A 20,019-nucleotide genomic window follows, 5' to 3' on the forward strand; every position below is an offset into this window, starting at 1 on the left:
CGTTGCGCGATTAACCGAAAAACTTCTGGCCGTTAGCGGCCATTTCGCGAAGCTTGGCAGTCGGGGTGTACAGCGCGCCCAGCTCGGCGTATTTGTCGGCCAGGGCAACGAACTCGGCTACACCGACGGTATCGATGTAACGCAGCGCACCACCGCGGAACGGCGGGAAGCCGATGCCGTAGATCAGGCCCATATCGGCCTCAGCTGCGGTATCAACGATGCCATCTTCCAGACAACGCACGGTTTCCATGCACAGAGGAATCATCATGAAGTTGATGATGTCTTCATCAGTCACTTCACGCTGCTCGGCCACGATGGACTTGAGCAGGTCGTAGGCAACCGGATCAGAAACCTTCTTCGGCTTGCCGCGCTTGTCCATTTCGTAGGAGTAGAAGCCTTTGCCGTTCTTCTGGCCCAGGCGATCTGCTTCATACATCACGTCAACTGCGGTACGGCCTTCAACAGCCATGCGATCCGGGAAGCCTTCAGCCATTACGTCACGGCCGTGGTGCCCGGTGTCGATACCGACCACGTCGGACAGGTACGCCGGGCCCATCGGCCAGCCGAACTTCTCCATGACCTTGTCGATACGCACGAAGTCCACGCCGAATGCCAGCAGCTTGGAGAAGCCACCGAAGTACGGGAACAGCACGCGGTTAACCAGGAAGCCTGGGCAGTCGTTGACCACAACCGGGGTCTTGCCCATTTTCTTGGCGTAAGCAACGGTGGTAGCCACGGCTACGTCGCTGGACTTCTCACCGCGAATCACTTCAACCAGCGGCATCATGTGCACCGGGTTGAAGAAGTGCATGCCGACGAAGTTTTCCGGACGCTTGAGGGCCTTGGCCAGCAAGTTGATGGAGATGGTCGAAGTGTTCGACGCGAGGATTGCGTCTTCTTTAACCACGCCTTCCACTTCAGCCAGAACGATCTGCTTGACCTTCGGGTTCTCGACAACGGCTTCGACAACGATATCGACAGCGCCGAAGTCACCGTAGGACATGGTTGGACGAATAGCGGTAAGGGCTTCAGCCATCTTCGCCGCAGTCATACGACCTTTGGCAACGCGACCGCCGAGCAGCTTGGAAGCCTCGGCCAGCCCCATCTGGATACCCTCTTCACGGATATCCTTCATCAGGATCGGGGTGCCCTTGGAAGCGGACTGGTAGGCGATACCGCCACCCATGATGCCAGCGCCGAGCACGGCAGCCAGTTTCACGTCTTTGGCGATTTCGTCGTACTGCTTGGCTTTCTTCTTCAGGTCCTGATCGTTCAGGAACAGGCCGATCAGGCTGGCAGCAACCGGGGTTTTAGCCAGTTTGACGAAGCCAGCAGCTTCCACTTCCAGCGCTTTATCGCGACCGAAGTTGGCGGCTTTCTGAATGGTTTTGATCGCTTCAACCGGCGCCGGGTAGTTCGGGCCAGCCTGACCAGCAACGAAACCTTTGGCAGTTTCGAAGCACATCATCTGCTCGATAGCGTTGAGCTTGAGCTTTTCCAGCTTCGGCTGACGCTTGGCCTTGTAGTCCAGCTCGCCAGAGATGGCGCGCTTGATCAGGTCCAGGGCAGCGGCTTGCAGCTTGTCAGCGGCAACCACGGCATCCACTGCACCCATTTTCAGCGCGTCAGCTGCTTTGTTTTCTTTACCGCCGGCAATCCATTCAACAGCGTTATCGGTACCGATAACACGTGGCAGACGCACAGTACCGCCGAAGCCTGGGTAGATGCCCAGCTTAACTTCCGGCAGGCCAACTTTGGCGCTTTCGGCCATGACGCGGTAATCCGCAGCCAGGCACATTTCAAAACCACCGCCCAGGGCGATGCCATTGATCGCAGCAACAGTCGGGACATTGAGGTCTTCAAAATCACTGAAGATCTTGTTGGCTTCGAGGTTGCCAGCCACCAGTTCTTCGTCGGGCAACTTGAAGTTGTCAACGAACTCGGTGATGTCGGCGCCGACGATAAATACGTCTTTGCCACTGGTGACAATCACGCCCTTGATCGAACCATCGGCCTTGATCGCATCAACGGATTGACGCAGTTCATTGAGGGTAAGACGGTTGAATTTGTTGACGGATTCACCCTTGAGGTCGAATTTCAATTCGACGATGCCACTCTCAAGAGTCTTAACCGTGATGGCTTTACCTTCGTAAATCATCAACTGATCTCCACGGTATGGAAGCTGAACAGTACACATCGGAGCCAACCAGCAAGCTACTCCACGACATAGTCGTTTTAGAGTAGCCCCTATCAGCCTGGCACACCCACCGACGCGATAATCGGGCTGTAAAGGCGGTGCCTTTGAAGGCAAACGCTCAATTCATACGCCCGTTTGATTTGGGTGTGCACACCTTCAAGGAAAAGCCCCTGCTTGTCAATTGGCCTGTGGTGACTGCAAAGGCGTACAAAACGTTACGTTCAGGCGTACAGCAGTACGCTGACGACTGTGCAGCGAACAAGCGGCCATCCGCAGCGATATCGAGTCACTTTGTTAACTTGGCAGACAGAAGTGTGATCCAGCGCATACCTAGCAAAATGATTTAGCTGCAGGTACAGTCGTCTCAATACGGCCGTTTTAGACCGCCCGTAGCCCAAAAAACAAAAACAATTAGAGCCCAATCAAGGGCGCACGGAGTTTCCCCCATGTCGAGCCGCATGCTTGCCATTGCTTTGAGCACCCTGCTCGCAATTACTCTCCCTCTAATCAGCGCCGCAACCCAGGCTGCAGATGCCGCTACCAACCTGCTGAAACTGCACCAGCTGCGCCTGGCAGCACAAAAGTCCCTGGGCGATTTCTATATGTTTAACGGCATGGAAGGTGATCAACGCTATGCGCGAATGATCAATGACTCGCTGAGCGAGGTGAATAGCCACCTGACGGCATTGACCGACATGCCCGGCGAAGGTGCAAAAGCCCTGCGCTCGCAGCTGGATCAGCAGTGGAAGGGTTATCAGATTGATCTCAACAATCTGGTAACCGCCCTGAAGAGCCAGGGCTACACAGACCTGCAGCCGGTAGCCGACTTAGCCGCGCGCAACCAGCAACTGATGACGCTAAGTCATGAGCTGTATACCAAGATCCAGCAGGAAGGCAGCTACAGCGTGCCAGCGCTAACCCAACGCAGCCGCGAACAGAGCGTGCTGATGCAAGGCATTGCCGTGGATTACGCCTCACGCAGCGCCTCGGTAGGCGCCACCTTTATGGGCGGCGGCGACGCACGACCGATGGAGGAGCTGGTCAGTGAATTCGCCAGCAAGATGGCGGCGCTAGAGAAAGACCCGAAGAACACGCCACAGCTCAAACAATCTTGGGAAGGGGTTGCCACTAAATGGCGCTATATTGAGAAGTCGTTGATCAATTACAACGAGAACAGCGTGCCATTTCTGGTCAACAAGTACTCCAACACCATCATCCAGGGCATTGAACAGATTTCCAGTCAATACGCGGCCGCCAACCTCTGATCGCGACCGCCGCCATCCGCATTCGTTTTACCGGCCTGCCTGGCCGTACTCCGGCCCAGTGCTCGCACTGGGCCTTCTTTATTATGGCCTGCCATCCCTGGCGGCCACCCTTCGGGCCGTCGCTACGCGACGTTAAAAAATGTTCCAGACAATTTTGTTCAGGCGTTGGCCTTCAGAAACGCGACAATTGTCTCCAACGCTTCGCTAGCGCCCCGCTCACCCCAGCAGACCGACAGCATCTGATCAGTCGCCTCGACCTTGAACGCATCCGCTGGCAACGCCTGCAATTGCGTCAACAGGGCCTGATCGGCGCAGGGCTCGCGCCATTTATTCACCCACTGCCCCGGCTCCATCTGCCAATAGCACCAGCTATCGACCCGGCCGCGGCGGCGTGCACGGTGGTATTGCGGACAAGAATGCGGCGGCTGACGCAGCAACCAATGCGGCCACTCCTGGCGCGACAGCTGCATCGCCACACCCATACGCCGCGCCTGCAGGCGCACATCCATCTGCCCACGCTGATGGCGCGAGGGCACCAGCCAGGCCAGCGGACTGAGCAAAAAGGCCAAGAGCAAAAGCAGAAACCAGGGACTCATATCGTTATCTCACCGGCAAAAACCTGTCATCAGCGCTCAAGACGGCCATACTAAAACCATTGATTCATTTGCAAGGAGACTTACCCCATGCCCTACCAGCACATTCTGGTCGCCGTCGACCTTACCGAAGAATGCGACCCGGTGATGCACCGCGCGCAGAAACTGGCCACCAGCAGTGGGGCCAAGTTGTCTGTGGTGCATATCGTCGAACCCATGGCCATGGCCTTTGGCGGCGACGTGCCGATGGATTTATCGATGTTGCAACAGCAGCAATTCGACCAAGCCCGTGAGCGCCTGGACAAATTTTCTGGCAAGTATCCCGACCTCAGCGCAGAACACCGCCACCTGGCCTATGGCCAACCGCGCCAGGAAATCCATCGCCTGGCCGAAGAACAGCAGTGCGACCTAATCGTCGTCGGCAGCCACGGCCGCCATGGCCTCGCACTGCTACTGGGTTCGACGGCCAATGACGTGCTGCACGGCGCGCCCTGCGACGTGCTGGCCGTACGCTTGAAAAAAGCCGACTAAAGCAAACTGCGGGTGAATAACGCGGCAGCGCTATTCACCGCTAACAGATGGACTCATGACCAGTGGGCGAATCTTCTGCAACTGGGTTTCCAGCGAATAGGTCATGCTCGAGGCCATGGAGAAAAAGGTCAGGAACGCCTTGAGGTTGGAGTCGCCCTCGCAGGTCGCGTGAATCCGCTGCCAGAACGCCTGATTGACCAGCTGTAGCTGCTGAAACATACGCACCAGCCCCTTCAGCTCCCAGTCAGGCGTGCGCCCTTCGCGCAGATTGAAGTACTGCTGCGTCAGGTACAGCGACACCGTGCGCAGAATGAATTCCTGGCTATTAGCAAACGGCAGATGGTGCTGCGCCATGGGCTTTAGCTTACCCAGCACTGGGCAGGCACTAGTCGCCATGATCACGCCGAGCAGCGCGCGCAGTCCCTCCTCCAGACCCACCTGCTTGTTGTACTCACGCTCCGGCGTACGCACCCATACAGCCACTTTCTTGAATGCCGGCAGGCCCTGAAAATCCTCGATGACCCGGTGCAAGTCGACAGCCGCCGGGCAATGACTGAAGTTGTCCTTGCTCAGCGGACAATTGCTGCACTGCTGGTATTCAAGACGCGTCCAGGCCGGTGCGCTTTGCGCTGCCTCTGCCTCATACACCCGATCCAGCTCGATCCTGTAGCTGAACTGATGATTGTCGTCGAGAGTGATGCGGTACTCGATGGCCATGAATGTCTCCGCCAGAAGTCTCAAAATCCTGTTTGAGTGCGTTACGTACTTAACACATCGGGTTTAGCCTTCCAGCTCCGCCCAACGCTCGACCAATTGTTCCAGCTCATGCTGTACGGCCTGCAATTTCGCCAGCACCTCAGCGGTCTTTTCCGCAGGCTGCTGATAGAAACTCGACGAGCCGATCTGCTCCTGCAAGCTGGCAACCTGCCCCTCCAGCACATCAATCTGCCCGGGAATGGCTTCCAGTTCGCGTTGCAGCTTGTAACTGAGTTTTTTCTTGCTCGCTGCTGCGGCCACGGCCGCCACAGGCTCTGCCGCTACCGGCGTCGGGACCACTGCTGAGGCTAGTTCAGGCTTGCCGGCTTTGCTTTCGCCAACCCCGAGCAGGCGCGGCGAACCGCCCTGACGTAGCCAATCCTGATAACCGCCGACGTACTCACGGACCAGGCCCTCACCCTCGAAGACCAGGGTACTGGTCACCACGTTGTCGAGGAAGGCCCGATCGTGGCTGACCATCAGCACGGTGCCAGGGAAGGTCAGCAGTACTTCTTCAAGCAACTCCAGAGTTTCCACATCGAGGTCGTTGGTCGGTTCGTCCAGCACCAGCAAGTTGGCCGGTTTGCTGAATAGCTTGGCGAGCAAGAGGCGTGCCCGCTCACCGCCAGACAGCGCCTTGACCGGGGTACGCGCACGCTGCGGGCTGAACAGGAAGTCACCCAGGTAGCTCAGTACATGGCGGTTCTGCCCGTCGATCTCGATAAAGTCGCGGCCTTCGGCGACGTTGTCGATCACGGTCTTTTCCAGGTCGAGCTGGTGACGCAATTGGTCAAAATAAGCCACATCGATGCGCGTGCCTTCGGCCACTTCACCGCTGGTAGGCTGCAAGCCGCCGAGCATTAGCTTGAGCAGCGTGGTTTTGCCGGTGCCGTTGGCGCCGAGCAGACCGATGCGGTCGCCGCGCTGCAGCACCATAGAGAAGTCCTTGATCAGGAACGGTCCGCCCGGATGCGCAAAGCTGACGTTCTCCAGCACCATCACCTGCTTGCCGGATTTCTCGGCGGTTTCCAGCTGGATATTGGCCTTGCCAGTGCGTTCACGGCGCTCGCTGCGCTCGACGCGCAGGGCTTTCAGGGCACGCACGCGGCCTTCGTTGCGGGTGCGGCGGGCCTTGATGCCTTGGCGAATCCAGACTTCTTCCTGAGCCAGGCGCTTGTCGAACAGCGCGTTGGCGGTTTCCTCGGCGGCCAGGGTTGCTTCCTTGTGTACCAAGAAGCTGGCGTAGTCGCCGTTCCAGTCGATCAGGCCGCCACGGTCCAGTTCGAGGATGCGCGTAGCCAGGTTCTGCAGGAAGGAACGGTCGTGGGTGATAAACAGCACCGCGCCCTGGAAATCGGTCAAGGCTTCTTCCAGCCAGGCAATTGCGCCGATATCCAGGTGGTTGGTTGGCTCGTCGAGTAGCAGCAAATCAGGCTCGGAGACCAGCGCCTGGGCCAGCAGCACGCGGCGACGCCAGCCGCCGGAGAGCTCAGCCAGCGTCTTGTCGGCCGGCAGTTGCAGGCGGCTCAGGGTGCTATCGACCAGCTGCTGCAAGCGCCAACCGTCACGGGCTTCGAGGTCTTGCTGGACATGCATCAGCTTATCCAGATCGGCTTCGGTGACACAGTTCTGCGCCAAGTGGTGGTACTGCGCAAGCAACTCTCCCACGCCGTCCAGGCCCTGGGCGACCACATCAAACACCGTGCGCTCGTCGGCCAGCGGCAATTCCTGCGGTAATTCGCCGATTTTCAGGCCCGGCGCGCGCCAGACGGCGCCGTCATCAGCCTTCTGGTCGCCCTTGACCAGTTTCATCATGCTCGACTTACCGGTGCCGTTGCGGCCAATGATGCACACCCGCTCGCCACGGGCGATCTGCCAAGACACCTTGTCCAATAGCGGCATTGCGCCGTAGGCCAGGGAAATATCGGTGAACTTGAGCAGGGTCATGGCACGCCTCAACAAAAAACGACGGGTGAAGGCCGGTAAAACCGTGGCCGAGCAACGGGCTTCGTTGCTGTCAAGGCACAGCGGCAACCTGAAAACACCCAGAAAATCATCTGCAGCTGCCCAAGGCACCCGCAAAACAGGGCGCGCATTCTAACCGAGAAGCGCACAAACCAAGCAGGCAATTTCAGTGGCAGGCACGGTAAATTCTGCCCTACCCATAGGCTACCTAGGCAGCAAACGCTCTAGCGCGGCGGCCAAAGGCTCCGGCGGCGATGAGTGCTGACAATTGCCGATTGAAACGTATTGCGCCTTCACCGCCCATAGGCAAACGACTAAGCTAGGGCCATACGCACTATTTGCCTGGAAGTGTCATGCGCGGTCCCCTGTTTAGTTTACTGTCCTGCCTATTGGTTTCCTCCCTGAGCGTCGCTGCGGCGCAAGCCGCCACCCTGACGCAACAACGTCAATATTACGACCAAGCCAAAGCCGCGCTGGCCAAGGGCGACAAAGGTCCTTACCAGCGCTATGCCAGCGCCCTGCGCGATTACCCGCTGGAGCCTTACCTGGCCTATGACGAGCTGACCGCCCGGCTGAAATGGGCGAGCAATGACGAAATCGAGAAATTTCTCGCCGAGCATGGCGACCTGCCGCAGATCAGCTGGATGAAACTGCGCTGGCTGCGCTGGCTGGCCGAGCGCGGTGAATGGCAGACCTTTATCAACTACTACGACCCGGCGCTGAACTTCACCGAGCTCGACTGCCTGTATGGCCAATACCAGCTGAGCCACGGCATGCGCGCCGAAGGCAGCGCCACCGCAGAAAAACTCTGGCTGGTCGGCAAATCCCAGCCTAACGCCTGCGACCCGCTGTTTGCGTTGTGGGCCGCAGAAGGTCAGCTCACCGAACAGAAACGCTGGCAGCGCGCCAAGCTAGCGGCTGAAGCGCGCAACTACGGCCTGGTCACTCACCTGATCAAGACCATGCCGACTCTGGGCAACCACGGCAAAACTCTGATGCAGGTGGCGCAGAAGCCCGAACTGCTGAAACAGACTTCACGCTTTACCCAGACCGACTCGGCCATGGCTGACGTGGTTGGCCTGGGCCTGCGCCGCCTGGCTCGCCAGGACCCGGAAAGCGCACTCAAACTGCTCGACGGCTACGCGCAGCGGATGAAATTCTCCAGCGAGGAAAAAGTAGCCATTGCCCGCGAAATCGGCCTGACCCTGGCCAAGCGCTTTGATGCCCGCGCCCTGCAGGTCATGGCCAAGTACGACCCCGAACTGCGCGACAACACCGTCAGCGAATGGCGCGCCCGCCTGCTGCTACGCCTGGGCCGCTGGGATGAAGCCAACCAACTAACCCGCCGAATGCCAGCGGAACTCGGGAATACCAACCGCTGGCGCTACTGGCAGGCGCGCAGCCTGCAACTGGCGCAGCCCAATAGCCAGGAACCTAAAGTGCTGTACCAGGCGCTGGCCAAAGAACGTGATTTCTACGGCTTTATGGCCGCCGACCAGGTACAGGCGCCCTACCAGTTGAACAACAAGCCACTGGCCCTGAGCCCACAGACGATCCAGAAAGTACGCAACTCGGCGGCAATTCGCCGTGCTCTGGAGTTTCACGCCCGTGGTCAGGTGGCCGATGGCCGGCGCGAGTGGTACAACGTCAGCCGCCTGTTCAGCCGGGATGAAATGGTCGCCCAGGCCCGCCTGGCCTATGACATGGGCTGGTACTTCCCAGCCATCCGCACTATCAGCCAGGCGCAGTATTGGGACGATCTGGAAGTACGTTTCCCGATGGCCCACCGCGAACATTTAGTGCGTGAGGCGAAGAACCGCGACATCCATTCCAGCTGGGTATTTGCCGTCACTCGCCAGGAAAGCGCCTTTATGGCCGATGCCAAATCCCACGTCGGCGCCATGGGTTTGATGCAGCTAATGCCAGCCACCGCCAAAGAAACCGCCAAGCGCTTTGGCATTCCGCTGTCATCGCCGCAGCTGGCTTACCGCCCGGAAGTCAATATTCAGCTGGGTGCGGCCTACCTAAGCCAGATCTACGGCCAGTTCAACGGCAACCGGGTGCTGGCTTCCGCGGCCTACAACGCCGGCCCAGGCCGGGTACGTCAATGGCTACGCGGCGCGGATCATCTCTCGTATGACGTGTGGATCGAAAATATCCCGTTTGATGAAACCCGCCAGTACGTGCAAAACGTGCTGTCCTACTCGGTGATCTACGGCGAGAAGCTCAACGCGCCGCAGCCACTGGTCGCCTGGCACGAGCGTTACTTCGACCAATAGCGGCTTAATCCGCACGCTCAACAGCTGCTGTTGGGCGTGCACTTCCGCCTATTCCAGCACCTGCACCGGCATATCCAGACGCAACTGCCCTTCGCCACAGGCGATCAGATTCTGTCCGAAATACACCTCGCCTCCGCGCTCGCGGTAGTTTTTTAGGGTGGTCAACGGTTCACGATCGGCACTGCGCTCGCCCGTCTGCGGGTCGAGGGTGGTCATGATGCAGCGTGAGCAGCCCTTGACCACACGAAACTCCAACTCACCAATGCGAATGCGCTTCCAGCTGTCTTCGGCATAGGGCTCGCTACCGCTGACCACCAGATTCGGACGAAAACGCAGCATCGGCAACGGTCGGCCGACCCGCGCTGATAGGTCATCCAACGACGCCTGACCGATCAGCAGCAAAGGGAAGCCGTCGGCAAACGCCACCTTTTCGCCCACTTCGGCATAGGCCGTATCGACCTGCCGCGCACGCGGTTCTGACACCTGCACCAGGCGGCAGGCACGGCCGAGAAACTGGCTCAGCCACTGCGCGGCCACATCACCAGCATCCGGCACGTGTAAGCTGTCGCGCCAGATCATCACATTACGCAACGGCGCATGCTCATCCGGCACCGCCACCTGCAGCTCAGCCATACCCGGTGCACTCAATTGCAGATGCGTGCTGCCTATCCAGCGTGCCTGCAGCTGGGTCATCTGCGCCAGCAAGCGTTGCGTAAGGAAGCGCCCGGTTTCAGCATCGACTACCATCCAGCGACGATCACCCTGCACGCCCAAGGCGTCCAGCGTCGTTTCGCGCAAGGCCTCGCCTGACGCCGACTTCAATGGATAACGGTACAACCCGGAGAGATGCAACATGAGCCCAGCTTCCGTTTGGCAAAACGCACTTATACGAGCAACCCGACGTACCTACAAGCCCGCTTTGGCCTTGCCGCTACTGGTGTTGCTAAGCGCTTGCAGCGGTACCGCGCCGGATAACCTAGGCATCCATGACGGCCAACTGAGCGCCTGTCCGGATTCACCGAACTGCGTAAACAGCCAGGCCAGCGATGCGCGACACGCCATTGAACCGCTACCGCTGCAAGGCAGCGCCGAGCAAACCCAGACACGCCTCAAGGCACTGCTCAGTGAAGAACCACGGGTGAATCTAGTGGAAGAGGCACCGGGTTACCTGCGCGCCGAGTTCAGCAGCAAGCTGATGCGTTTTGTCGACGATGTGGAATTTCTGATTGGCGCGGCCGCCGTGGATGTGCGCTCGGCGTCACGCGTGGGTCACTCGGATTTCGACGTCAACCGCGAACGCGTAGAGCGGCTGCGCCAGCGGCTAAGCGAATAAACGCATGGCACATGTACGCCTGACGCTCGCGGCAGGCTTATTCCTCGGGGTGTAGCAGCGCCAAACGCTGGTGCACCACATCCACCAGCTTGTCCGGTTGGAATTTGGAGAGGAAGTTGTCGCAACCGACCTTCTTCACCATCGCTTCGTTGAAGCTGCCGGACAGCGAGGTGTGCAGCACCACATATAAATCCTTAAGACGCGAGTCATTGCGGATTTCGGTGGTCAGGCGGTAGCCGTCCATTTCTGGCATTTCCGCATCGGTAATCACCATCAGCAATTTCTCGTGCACATCGACCCCGTCGTCGGCCCAGCTTTTCAGCAGGTTCAGCGCGCGCAAACCATCGCTGGCGGCGTGGCAACGGATATCCAGTTGCGCCATGGTGCCCTTGAGCTGACTCATGGCCACGTTGGAGTCATCCACCAGCAGCACTTCACGGCCCTTGGCGTATTCCAGCAGTGGGTCTGAGAGTTTCTCCGGCGAGACCTTGGTGCTCATCGGAGTGATTTCCGCCAGCACCTTTTCCACGTCGATCACTTCGACGATCTGGTCTTCGACCTTGGTAATTGCGGTCAGGTAATGCTGGCGCCCGGCGCCTCCTGGCGGCGGCAGGATGGATTCCCAGTTGAGGTTGAGAATGCGCTCTACCCCGCCGACTAGAAAGGCCTGCACCGAGCGGTTGTATTCAGTAACGATGATGGTGCTGCGCTCATCCGGCACGATTGGGCGCATGCCGATGGCCTGGGACAGATCGATCACTGGCAACGTCTGCCCACGCAGGTTGACCACACCACAAACAAACCTGTGCCGCTGCGGCATCAGGGTCAGCTTGGGCATCTGCAGAACTTCCTGCACCTTGAATACGTTGATCGCAAACAACTGCCGACCCACCAGGCGGAACATGAGAATTTCCAGGCGGTTCTCACCCACCAGCTGGGTGCGTTGGTTCACTGAGTCGAGAATGCCGGCCATCATGCGCTCCTGTTCACTTATCGATCTAGCCTAGCTCAAATAGCCATGCACTGATGTATCGGCCATCTGCCGCGCATCTGAAGGCAGATGGCGCAGCGCCATCATGCGACAAGCGCAGCGCGTAGGCCAGCCAGACAACAGTCCGCCCCACGTTTATTCCAGCAGCAACGGCGAGCCTTCCGGCAGGTGCAGCCGCAGGGCAGCCGGCATTGCGGCAAAGCGCAGCTTGCGACTCTCCATCGGCTCACCATCCAGATTGAGGTCCAGCCCTTCTGGCGCCTCAACTTCCAGCCAGGGCAGCCGCGCGCTTAGGGCCACGCTCTGCAAACCATTAATACCGCCGGACAACAATGTGCCTAAGGTGCCGACCACATCGACCGCCGCCGGAACAATACAGATATCCAGCAGACCATCATTGACTCGCGCCTGGGGGCACAGCACGTGTCCACCGCCCGCCTGACGACCATTGCCAATGCCTAGAGCGAGAAACTCGCCTTCCCACTGAAAATCCGGACCGGTAAAGCGACCGAACGAAGACTGCACTTCAGCAAAACGAGTCAGCCCAGTCAGAAAGTAAGCCGCGACGCCTAGTACGCGCTTGAGGTCTTCCGACGTATTGGCGGTGACATTGGAGCCAAAACCGCCAGTGGCCATATTGAGAAACACCTGCCCGTCGGCTTCACCCAGATCAATTGCCTGCGCTGGCGTATCCAGCAGCGCTAAAGCAATCTGCGGATCAAGGGCGATTCCCGCCGCGTGGGCAAAGTCATTGGCCGTACCCAGCGGCAACAGCGCCAAACTGGCAGTGGTCTTCGCCAGGGCCATGGCTTCAGCCACATCACGTAAGGTGCCATCTCCACCACCGGCGATCAGGGTCGGGTACCCGGCCTGCAGCGCCTCATTGACCAGACGCTGCGCATCGCCCGCTTCCCAGGTCACCCGCACATCCAGTTGCCAGCCCTCGTCACGACGTTCCTGCACCGCAGCACGCACCTCGGCATTGAGGGCTTGCTTGCCATGCAGAATCAGCAGCGCTTTACGTTCTTGCATTCCCGGCATCCTTTTCATGCTTTAGATCAGGCTGAGCAACATGGCTTGAGATTGCATTAGCTTGCAACCTGCCGGCTAAAACATCAATAAAACAGATAATTAAGCTCAATAATTACGCATTTTTAATCGTATTGATTTATTGGATCATCTGTCCATCGCCCACCAACACTGCAGCCAAAAGCCGGTGTTCTTAATGAGGATACGCAGATGATCGAAGTACGCCCCTTCGCCGAACTCGGCGGTGCCCATCATGGCTGGCTGAATGCCCGTCACCACTTTTCCTTTGCCGAATACTACGACCCGGAGCGCATGAGCTGGGGTCCGCTGCGGGTCTGGAACGATGATGAGATCGCCCCACATACGGGCTTTCCTACCCACCCACACCGCGACATGGAAATCATCACCTATGTACGCCAAGGGGCCATCACCCACAAGGACAACCTGGGTAACCAGGGACGCACCGAAGCGGGTGATGTTCAGGTGATGAGCGCCGGCACCGGGATTGCCCACAGCGAATACAACCTAGAAGACAGCACCACCAAGATCTTTCAAATCTGGATTCAGCCAAACCAGTCAGGTCTGCCGCCATCCTGGGGCGCCAAGCCGTTCCCTAAAGGCGAGCGCGCCGGTGCCTTTGTCACCCTGGCCAGCGGCTTTGCCGAAGACCAGGACGCGCTGTCGATCCGCAGCAATGCGCGGATGGCCGCCGCCACCCTGCAAGCTGGGCAAAGCACCGAATACCCAATTGGTGCGGCGCGCCGAGCTTATCTGGTGGCCGCCAGCGGCAGCATTGAGGTCAACGGCGTCAGCGCTCAGGCCCGCGATGGTGTGGCTGTTAGCGATGTCGAAGTGATTCGGGTGACGGCTATCGAAGATAGCGAAATCATTCTGGTGGATGTGGCCTGACCTGCAGCCATGGCATAGCGACGCAACAGGACCTATGCGCCGCTATGCCTCTTTAGGCTAGATACCCGGTGATCTTACGAATACAGCCCGTAGGAAGGGTTAGCCGAAGGCGATACCCATCAATGTGCCGATGGGTATCGCTACGCTCAACCCATCCTACAAAACTCGGGCCTTTTATGCCGGATAGCCGGTGATTTTACGAATGGTTTGGTACAGCGGTTTGAGTTGTTTATACATGCGCTGATAAACCTGCGTGTACAGCTGCTGGTACACGCGCTGCGCTTCTGGATTAGGCATGAATACCTGACCCACTCGCGTCATTTCAGCAATCGCCGTGGGGTAATCCGGATATAGGCCCAGCCCTACCGCGCAGTTGATTGCCGCACCCAGGCCGCTGGTCTCATAGAGGTGCGGGCGCTCGGCAGGCAGGCCGAAAATATCAGCGGTCAGCTGCATCGCCGCATCGCTTTGCGAGCCGCCACCGGAAACACGCAGGCGGGTGATACGCGTGCCCGAACGCTTCTCGATCTTCTCCTTGCCCTGGCGCAGGGCATAAGCCAAGCCTTCAAGAATCGCCCGGTAGATATGCGCGCGGGTGTGCACGTCGCCAAAACCGATGATCGAACCCTTGGCCTCCAGGCCCGGTTCGCGGATGCCCGGCGACCAGTAGGGTTGCAGCATCAGGCCCATGGAGCCAGCCGGCACGCTGTTGACCAGCTCATCGAACAACGCCTCAGGCTCAACGCCCAGCTCCTTGGCCCGCTGCATTTCACGCAGACCAAACTCCTGCTTAAACCAGCTGACCATCCAGAAGCCGCGATAAATCATCACCTCAGTATTGAAGTGATCGGGGATCGCCGAGGGGTATGGCGGAATCAGCGGGATGGTTTCCAGGTACTGGCTGCGGGTGGTGTTGATGGTCGCCGTAGTGCCATAGGACAGACAGGCCGTGCTCGCCTCGACCCCGCCAGCACCGAGCACCTCACAGGCCTTGTCGGCGCCGGCGGCAATCAACGGCAGGCCTTCGGGAATCCCGGTATGGCGGCTGGCCGTCGCCGTGATATGGCCGAGTAGCTCACCGGGCTTGCACAGCTCCGGCAACTGCTCGCGGCGCACCGGCATGGCCTGCCATTTCCAGTCCCCGGGCTTGGCCCACTGCAAACGCTTGTAGTCAAACGGCAGGTAGGCCACACAGCTGGTCAGCGAATCGACAAACTTGCCGCACAGCCGGTGAGTAAGAAAGCCGGAGAGCAGCAGCACCTTGTGCGTATTGGCCCAGATGTCCGGCTGGTTCTGCGCGATCCAGTTGACCTCGGCCTGAGCGCGGAAGTAATCCACCGTGGCCTGCAAACCCGCCAGCTTGAACAGCCAACCCCAGGGCCCCTTGATCCGCCCTTCGACCTTGGCCTGGCGCTGGTCAAGCCAGAGCATGGCCGGGCGCAGGGGCTGACCTTGCTGGTCAACATTGATCAAGGTGCCGCGCTGGGTAGTCAGCGACACGCCCTTGATCAGGCTGCGGTCGATATCCACCTGCTGCCACAGCTGAGCGCAGGCCTGGCCCAGGCTGGCCCAGTAATACTCGGGGTCCTGCTCGGCCCAACCGGGCTGCTTGGAGTAATAGGCCTCAAGCTCCACCTTGCCCTTGGCGAGCAGATTGCCCTGAAGATCGAACAACAGCGCCCGGATGCTTTGGGTGCCATTGTCGATGGCCAGCAGGTAACTTTTCTCGCTCAAGACGCCGTCCTTCCTATTGATCAATCTTCTGCCGGTAGGCTGTAACAGCGCTGCCAGAGTTGCAGATACACCTGTTCTTCCCACTGCCAGCGCGTGTCACTCCAGCCCAGGCGGGCCTGACACAACGCGCGGATACGCGGAAATTCGGCCGCCGCGCCCTGAGCCAACAACAGGCCAAGGCGGGTACGGCGTAGCAGCAGATCATCCAGGTGCAGCACCAGTTCTTGCTCGGCCGCCCAGGCCAGTTCGGCCCACAGCGTGTCCGTGCCCGCCACCTGCTCAACGCCTAGCTCTTCGAGCAGCGCCAGCAGCTGCGGCAGCGCCCGGCCATAACGGCCGATCAGGCGCTTCTGCTGGGCAGGACTTAGGGTTGGCATCGGTTGACTGGGTACAGGTGCAAAGGTCGCCGCGCCTTGATCATCCACAGTACGTCCCACAAAAGGCGCACAGGCCTGTAGCACTTCCAGCGCCAATAGACGGAAAGTAGTCAGCTTACCGCCAGCCAGGGTGACGCAGCCGGGCTCGACCCACAGCGCATGCTCACGCTTCTCATCAGAGGGCTTGCGCCCCGCAACGCCGTCGCTGACCACCGGGCGCACGCCGGCCCAACTCGACAGCGCATCCGCAGTGCGAATCCCGGCGGACGGAAATTGCTGATTGCAGGCAGCCAGCAGGTAATCCACCTCTTCGCGGCTGATTCGGGCTTCCTGCGCCAAGGGCGCCGAGTGATCCAGATCGGTGGTGCCGATTACCGTCGCGCCTTCCCAGGGGAAGACAAACACCGGACGTTTATCAGCCGCGTGCATAAAGCTGAACGCATGGGCCACCGGCAAGCGCCAGGCAGGCAGCAACAGATGGCTGCCACGCAACGGGCGGATATGCTCCAGACCGGTTTTCCGGCGCAACTGATCAGCCCAGGCACCGGTAGCCTGGGCCACCACGCGGCTGTTAAAGCGGTACAACTTCCCAGTTTCGGCATCCTCGGCCAACAGGCCGCTGACCTGCCCACCTTCGCGGCGCAGCTCGGCAACGCGCATGCCGTTTAGCGCTTCGCCGCCCTCGGCACGGGCCTCACCCAGCACGCGCTGCACCAGCCGCGCATCATCGGTCACCGCATCGAAAAACCGCGTACCGCCCAGCAGCCCGTCTTCCTTCAGGCCCGGAGCCAGATAGCGCAGTTGCTGCAGTGGGTAGTACAGATGGTTGCGCTTGCCAGCCAGGGCGTCGTACACCGCCAGCAAGCTGCCGAACACCTTGGGACCAGGAAAGCCGCCCTGGTAATGGGCCATGATAAAACTCAAGGGGTCGACCAGCCCCGGCGCTTCCTGCAACAGGCGCTGGCGCTCGCGCACCGAATCCCGGGTCAGAGCAAACTGGCCCTTGGCGATATAGCGCAGCCCACCGTGGACCATCTTCGAGGAACGACTGGAGGTGCCCCAGGCGAAGTCGCGCTGTTCCAGCAACAGGCATTTCCAGCCACGCCGCGTTGCTTCACGCAGAATCCCGGCACCGCTGATGCCGCCGCCGACCACGATCAGATCCCAATCGCGTGCGGCCAGCTCGGGCAAGGCCTGTTCGCGCCAGGCGGCGTTCCAGTTGTTCATCATCAATCCTGAATCAGCACGCCAGGTGCCAGGCGCTGCTCAGGGTCGAAATGCCCGGCCAGCGCCTTGAGCGTGGCCATACCCAGCTCGCCCTTCTCCACCGGCAGGTAAGGCGCGTGATCGCGGCCAACGCCGTGCTGATGGCTGATGGTGCCGCGGTTCTCGGCGATGGTCAGGCTGGCGGCGTGCTTGAGCTTCTGCCAGCGCCCCATGGCCTCGGCATAGCTATTGCCAGGGCGGAAGACATAGGTGGTGTAGATGCTCGAGCCTTCGTTGTAGACATGGGACAGGTGGGTAAACACATGCACCTGCTCGCCCTCCTCGCTCAGGCCATTGCGCAGGCTGGTCTCGACCTTGTTCAGCAGGCTGTCGACGTTGCTCCAATCGGTGGCGGTTTCCAGGGTGTCCACCGCATAACCGGCGTCCCACAGACCGTGGCGCAGATAAGGGAAACGGAAGCGGTTCTCTGCCCACTTCTTGCCCAGCAGGGTGCCAGTAAATACGCCGTCAAAGCTCTTCAGCAGCTTCTTTGCCTGTTTCAGCGAGGCGGCGTTCTGTGTGCGGCTGCCGGTGACGCCAAAGGTCAGCATGCACTTGCCATCGCGAGCACCGCGCAGGGCCAGGTATTTCTCCAGCCAGGCAATCTGCTGCGGATGGCCGGCCAGGGCCAGTTGGGTCTTGGTCTCGATGGCGTTGGACAGGCGCAGCATCGACAGCGGCACCCGCGCCTGAGCCAGGCTGCGAATGGCGCTCAGCGCCTGCTGCCAATTGGGCAGGAACACCGCGTAGAAATTTTCCTGCTCGGCCAGGCGAGTGATACGCACCTTGACCTCGGAAATGATGCCGAAGCGCCCTTCCGAACCCATCAGAATTTCACGCAGATCGGGGCCCGCGGCAGAAGCCGGGAAAGTCGGAATCTCTAGGGTGCCGGCGAAGGTCTCGACCTTGCCGCCGGCGAACAGCTGCTCGATACGCCCGTAGCGCAGCGACTGCTGGCCGCTGGAACGACTGGCGACCCAACCGCCGAGGGTCGACAGCTCCCAGGACTGCGGGAAATGACCGAGGGTGTAGCCTTGGGCGCGCAACTGGCTTTCCACCTGCGGGCCAGTGGCGCCGGGGCCGAAGGTAGCGATCAGGCTGTCGTGGTCGATCTCGATCAGCTTTCCCATGCGCTCAAGCGACAGGGTCAGCACCGGTTTGCTGCCGGCCTGCGGGTTGATATGCCCGGCCACCGAGGTGCCGCCGCCGTAGGGAATCACGATCAGGTCTTGCTGGCTGGCCCAGGCCAGCAAATCGCGGATCTGCGCGGCGCTCTCCGGATAAGCCACGCCGTCGGGAAACACACCAAAATCGCCAGAACGCATCGCCAGCCAGTCCGGCAGGCTCTGGCCACGGGCATGGCGCACGCGGTCTTCGGCATTCAGGCAGATCAGCGGATGGGCCTGCAGACGCGAAGCCGGCACCTGGGCCAGCACCTGCTCCAGGCTAGCATCGGCAAGCAGCTGGCCAGGGCCGACCAGTTCGGCCAGAAAAGCCTCGCCATGGGCCGGCAGTTCCACCACTGTTGCTTCATCACCCCAGCCGTTCCAACGTCGCATCTGTGTCTCCCGGATATTTCAGTCACCCTCGATGGCTGCCTATACTAGCGGGCCGCCCAGGAGCGTCACTGTCGAATCGGGCCAGGCGCTATCGCCAATCAAGACATTCAGAATAAGAAGATGACCGACAACCTCGGCTACACCTCAGTCCCCTCCCTGCTCAAATACCTGCGCCATGCCGAGCAGCTGGGTCTGGATATCGATCAGGCGCTGACGGCGGCCGGTATCAAGGCCGAGGACCTGGCCGACAACAGCAAGCGCATCCCCAGCGAAACCCATGAGCGCCTGCTCGCGCATTTGCTGCGCGTCTCCGGTGATCCGCTGTTCGGCCTGCACTGCGCGCGTTTTGTACAACCTGGTTCCTGGAGCGTGCTGGGCTATATCACCATGAACTGCGCCACCCTAGGTGAGGCCATGAGCCGCATCGTGCCTTACGAGAAATTGGTGGGTGACATGGGTGTCAGCCGGGTCGAGGCAGGTGCAGACCACGTTCGCCTGATCTGGACCTGTCGCCATCAGGCTGAGCCGATCCGCCGGCACATGGTGGAGAACGTACTGGCTTCGTGGTTGCTGTATGCGCGCTGGATCTCCGATTCGGACAGTTCGCCGCGGGAGGTGTGGTTCGAGCACGCCCTGCCTGAGGGCGTCGATATTGCCGAGTACCAGGCGATTTTCGGCTGCCCGATCCGCTTCGAGCAAAGCTGCAATGCGCTGCTCGTGCCGCTGGAATACCTCACGGTGCCGCTGCGCCAGGCCGACGCCAACCTGCTGCGCACTTTAGAAGAACACGCCCTGACCCTGATGGCTGGGCTGGACGACAACGAGCCGCTGCCGCAACGAGTGAAGAACGCCCTACGTCTGCTGCTCAAGGATGGCTTACCGCGCAAGGAACGGGTGGCGGAGAAATTCAATATGACGGTGCGCACTCTGCAGCGTCATCTGCAGCTGGCCGGCACCAGCTACCAGCAGATTCTCGATGAACTGCGCCAGGAACTGGCCGAGCATTATCTGCTGCGCAGCGACCTGGCGATTCAGGATATCGCCAGCTACCTGGGCTTTACCGAGTCGCGCTCGTTCCACCGCAGCTTCAAGACCTGGACCGGGCAAACTCCGGGAGAGTTTCGCGAAAGCCGGCGCAGTAGCTGACACCCTTGGTGGATGGGTGAAGCGCCATCCACCCTACTCCCCCAGCCGTGTACCGCGTGGAAAACGCAGCCGACTCGACCGTAGGGTGG

At 60.0% G+C, this 20,019-nt stretch carries 17 protein-coding genes; 7 read left to right on the plus strand and 10 right to left on the minus strand.

Annotated elements, in window-relative coordinates; translation table 11 throughout:
- Positions 1-10: 10 nt before the first annotated feature.
- Entirely contained in the window at positions 11-2,158 is a 2,148-nt protein-coding gene (fadB, locus tag AACY25_RS01735; protein WP_339522141.1) for a fatty acid oxidation complex subunit alpha FadB, read from the minus strand.
- Between the two features lie 485 nt (positions 2,159-2,643).
- On the opposite strand from fadB, the gene AACY25_RS01740 reads away from it, so the two are divergent.
- Positions 2,644-3,462: a hypothetical protein gene (locus tag AACY25_RS01740; RefSeq protein ID WP_339522142.1), complete on the plus strand. Its 819-nt coding sequence runs from the start codon at positions 2,644-2,646 to the stop codon at positions 3,460-3,462.
- Positions 3,463-3,620: 158 nt separating this feature from the next.
- On the opposite strand, the gene AACY25_RS01745 is transcribed toward AACY25_RS01740, so the two are convergent.
- The gene (locus AACY25_RS01745) at positions 3,621-4,058 is read right to left on the minus strand and encodes a hypothetical protein (RefSeq protein ID WP_339522144.1); all 438 of its coding nucleotides are present in this window, start codon (positions 4,056-4,058) and stop codon (positions 3,621-3,623) included.
- Between the two features lie 87 nt (positions 4,059-4,145).
- On the opposite strand from AACY25_RS01745, the gene AACY25_RS01750 reads away from it, so the two are divergent.
- The gene (locus AACY25_RS01750) at positions 4,146-4,586 is read left to right on the plus strand and encodes a universal stress protein (protein ID WP_339522145.1); all 441 of its coding nucleotides are present in this window, start codon (positions 4,146-4,148) and stop codon (positions 4,584-4,586) included.
- Between the two features lie 30 nt (positions 4,587-4,616).
- Here the strand turns inward: AACY25_RS01750 and AACY25_RS01755 are convergent, their stop codons facing one another.
- Both AACY25_RS01755 and AACY25_RS01760 read right to left on the minus strand, forming a co-directional pair.
- Positions 4,617-5,303, minus strand: coding sequence for a DUF6901 family protein (locus AACY25_RS01755; protein WP_339409779.1), 687 nt, complete (start codon positions 5,301-5,303; stop codon positions 4,617-4,619).
- 63 nt (positions 5,304-5,366) lie between these two features.
- Positions 5,367-7,289, minus strand: a complete 1,923-nt coding sequence (locus AACY25_RS01760) for an ATP-binding cassette domain-containing protein (RefSeq protein WP_339522146.1) — start codon at positions 7,287-7,289, stop codon at positions 5,367-5,369.
- Here AACY25_RS01760 and AACY25_RS01765 point away from each other — a divergent pair.
- Both AACY25_RS01765 and AACY25_RS01770 read left to right on the plus strand, forming a co-directional pair.
- Positions 7,288-7,443, plus strand: a complete 156-nt coding sequence (locus AACY25_RS01765; RefSeq protein WP_339522147.1) for a hypothetical protein — start codon at positions 7,288-7,290, stop codon at positions 7,441-7,443. The two genes, AACY25_RS01760 and AACY25_RS01765, sit on opposite strands and share 2 nt — an antisense overlap.
- A 217-nt stretch (positions 7,444-7,660) precedes the next feature.
- On the plus strand, positions 7,661-9,586 hold the full coding sequence (locus AACY25_RS01770; protein ID WP_339522149.1) for a transglycosylase SLT domain-containing protein: 1,926 nt from the start codon (positions 7,661-7,663) through the stop codon (positions 9,584-9,586).
- Positions 9,587-9,634: 48 nt separating this feature from the next.
- Here the strand turns inward: AACY25_RS01770 and AACY25_RS01775 are convergent, their stop codons facing one another.
- The gene (locus AACY25_RS01775) at positions 9,635-10,441 is read right to left on the minus strand and encodes an MOSC domain-containing protein (protein WP_339522150.1); all 807 of its coding nucleotides are present in this window, start codon (positions 10,439-10,441) and stop codon (positions 9,635-9,637) included.
- Here AACY25_RS01775 and AACY25_RS01780 point away from each other — a divergent pair.
- Positions 10,440-10,919: a DUF1499 domain-containing protein gene (locus tag AACY25_RS01780; RefSeq protein WP_339522151.1), complete on the plus strand. Its 480-nt coding sequence runs from the start codon at positions 10,440-10,442 to the stop codon at positions 10,917-10,919. The genes AACY25_RS01775 and AACY25_RS01780 overlap by 2 nt on opposite strands.
- A 37-nt stretch (positions 10,920-10,956) precedes the next feature.
- On the opposite strand, the gene AACY25_RS01785 is transcribed toward AACY25_RS01780, so the two are convergent.
- Both AACY25_RS01785 and yegS read right to left on the minus strand, forming a co-directional pair.
- The gene (locus AACY25_RS01785; RefSeq protein WP_339522153.1) at positions 10,957-11,892 is read right to left on the minus strand and encodes a chemotaxis protein CheV; all 936 of its coding nucleotides are present in this window, start codon (positions 11,890-11,892) and stop codon (positions 10,957-10,959) included.
- Positions 11,893-12,045: 153 nt separating this feature from the next.
- Positions 12,046-12,942: a lipid kinase YegS gene (gene yegS / locus AACY25_RS01790; protein WP_339522155.1), complete on the minus strand. Its 897-nt coding sequence runs from the start codon at positions 12,940-12,942 to the stop codon at positions 12,046-12,048.
- Positions 12,943-13,149: 207 nt separating this feature from the next.
- Between yegS and AACY25_RS01795 the strand changes: the two genes are divergently transcribed.
- Positions 13,150-13,848 carry a pirin family protein gene (locus AACY25_RS01795; RefSeq protein ID WP_339522157.1) on the plus strand — a complete coding sequence of 233 codons (699 nt, stop codon included), beginning with the start codon at positions 13,150-13,152 and terminating at the stop codon, positions 13,846-13,848.
- Between the two features lie 174 nt (positions 13,849-14,022).
- Here the strand turns inward: AACY25_RS01795 and AACY25_RS01800 are convergent, their stop codons facing one another.
- From AACY25_RS01800 to AACY25_RS01810, 3 genes are read right to left on the minus strand one after another with little or no spacing between them, the layout of a single operon-like run.
- Positions 14,023-15,582, minus strand: a complete 1,560-nt coding sequence (locus AACY25_RS01800; RefSeq protein ID WP_339522158.1) for an FGGY-family carbohydrate kinase — start codon at positions 15,580-15,582, stop codon at positions 14,023-14,025.
- Positions 15,583-15,602: 20 nt separating this feature from the next.
- A complete protein-coding gene (locus tag AACY25_RS01805; RefSeq protein WP_339522160.1) occupies positions 15,603-17,186 on the minus strand; it encodes a glycerol-3-phosphate dehydrogenase/oxidase in 1,584 nt (527 codons plus the stop codon).
- Between the two features lie 2 nt (positions 17,187-17,188).
- On the minus strand, positions 17,189-18,784 hold the full coding sequence (locus AACY25_RS01810) for an FAD-binding oxidoreductase (protein ID WP_339522162.1): 1,596 nt from the start codon (positions 18,782-18,784) through the stop codon (positions 17,189-17,191).
- A gap of 120 nt (positions 18,785-18,904) precedes the next feature.
- Here AACY25_RS01810 and gliR point away from each other — a divergent pair, with 120 nt between their 5' ends.
- Positions 18,905-19,930, plus strand: a complete 1,026-nt coding sequence (gene gliR, locus AACY25_RS01815) for an AraC family transcriptional regulator GliR (RefSeq protein ID WP_339522163.1) — start codon at positions 18,905-18,907, stop codon at positions 19,928-19,930.
- The last annotated feature ends 89 nt before the right edge of the window (positions 19,931-20,019 follow it).

Origin of the sequence: Pseudomonas sp. EA_35y_Pfl2_R111 (assembly GCF_963970955.1) — a bacterium.
Lineage (GTDB): Bacteria > Pseudomonadota > Gammaproteobacteria > Pseudomonadales > Pseudomonadaceae > Aquipseudomonas.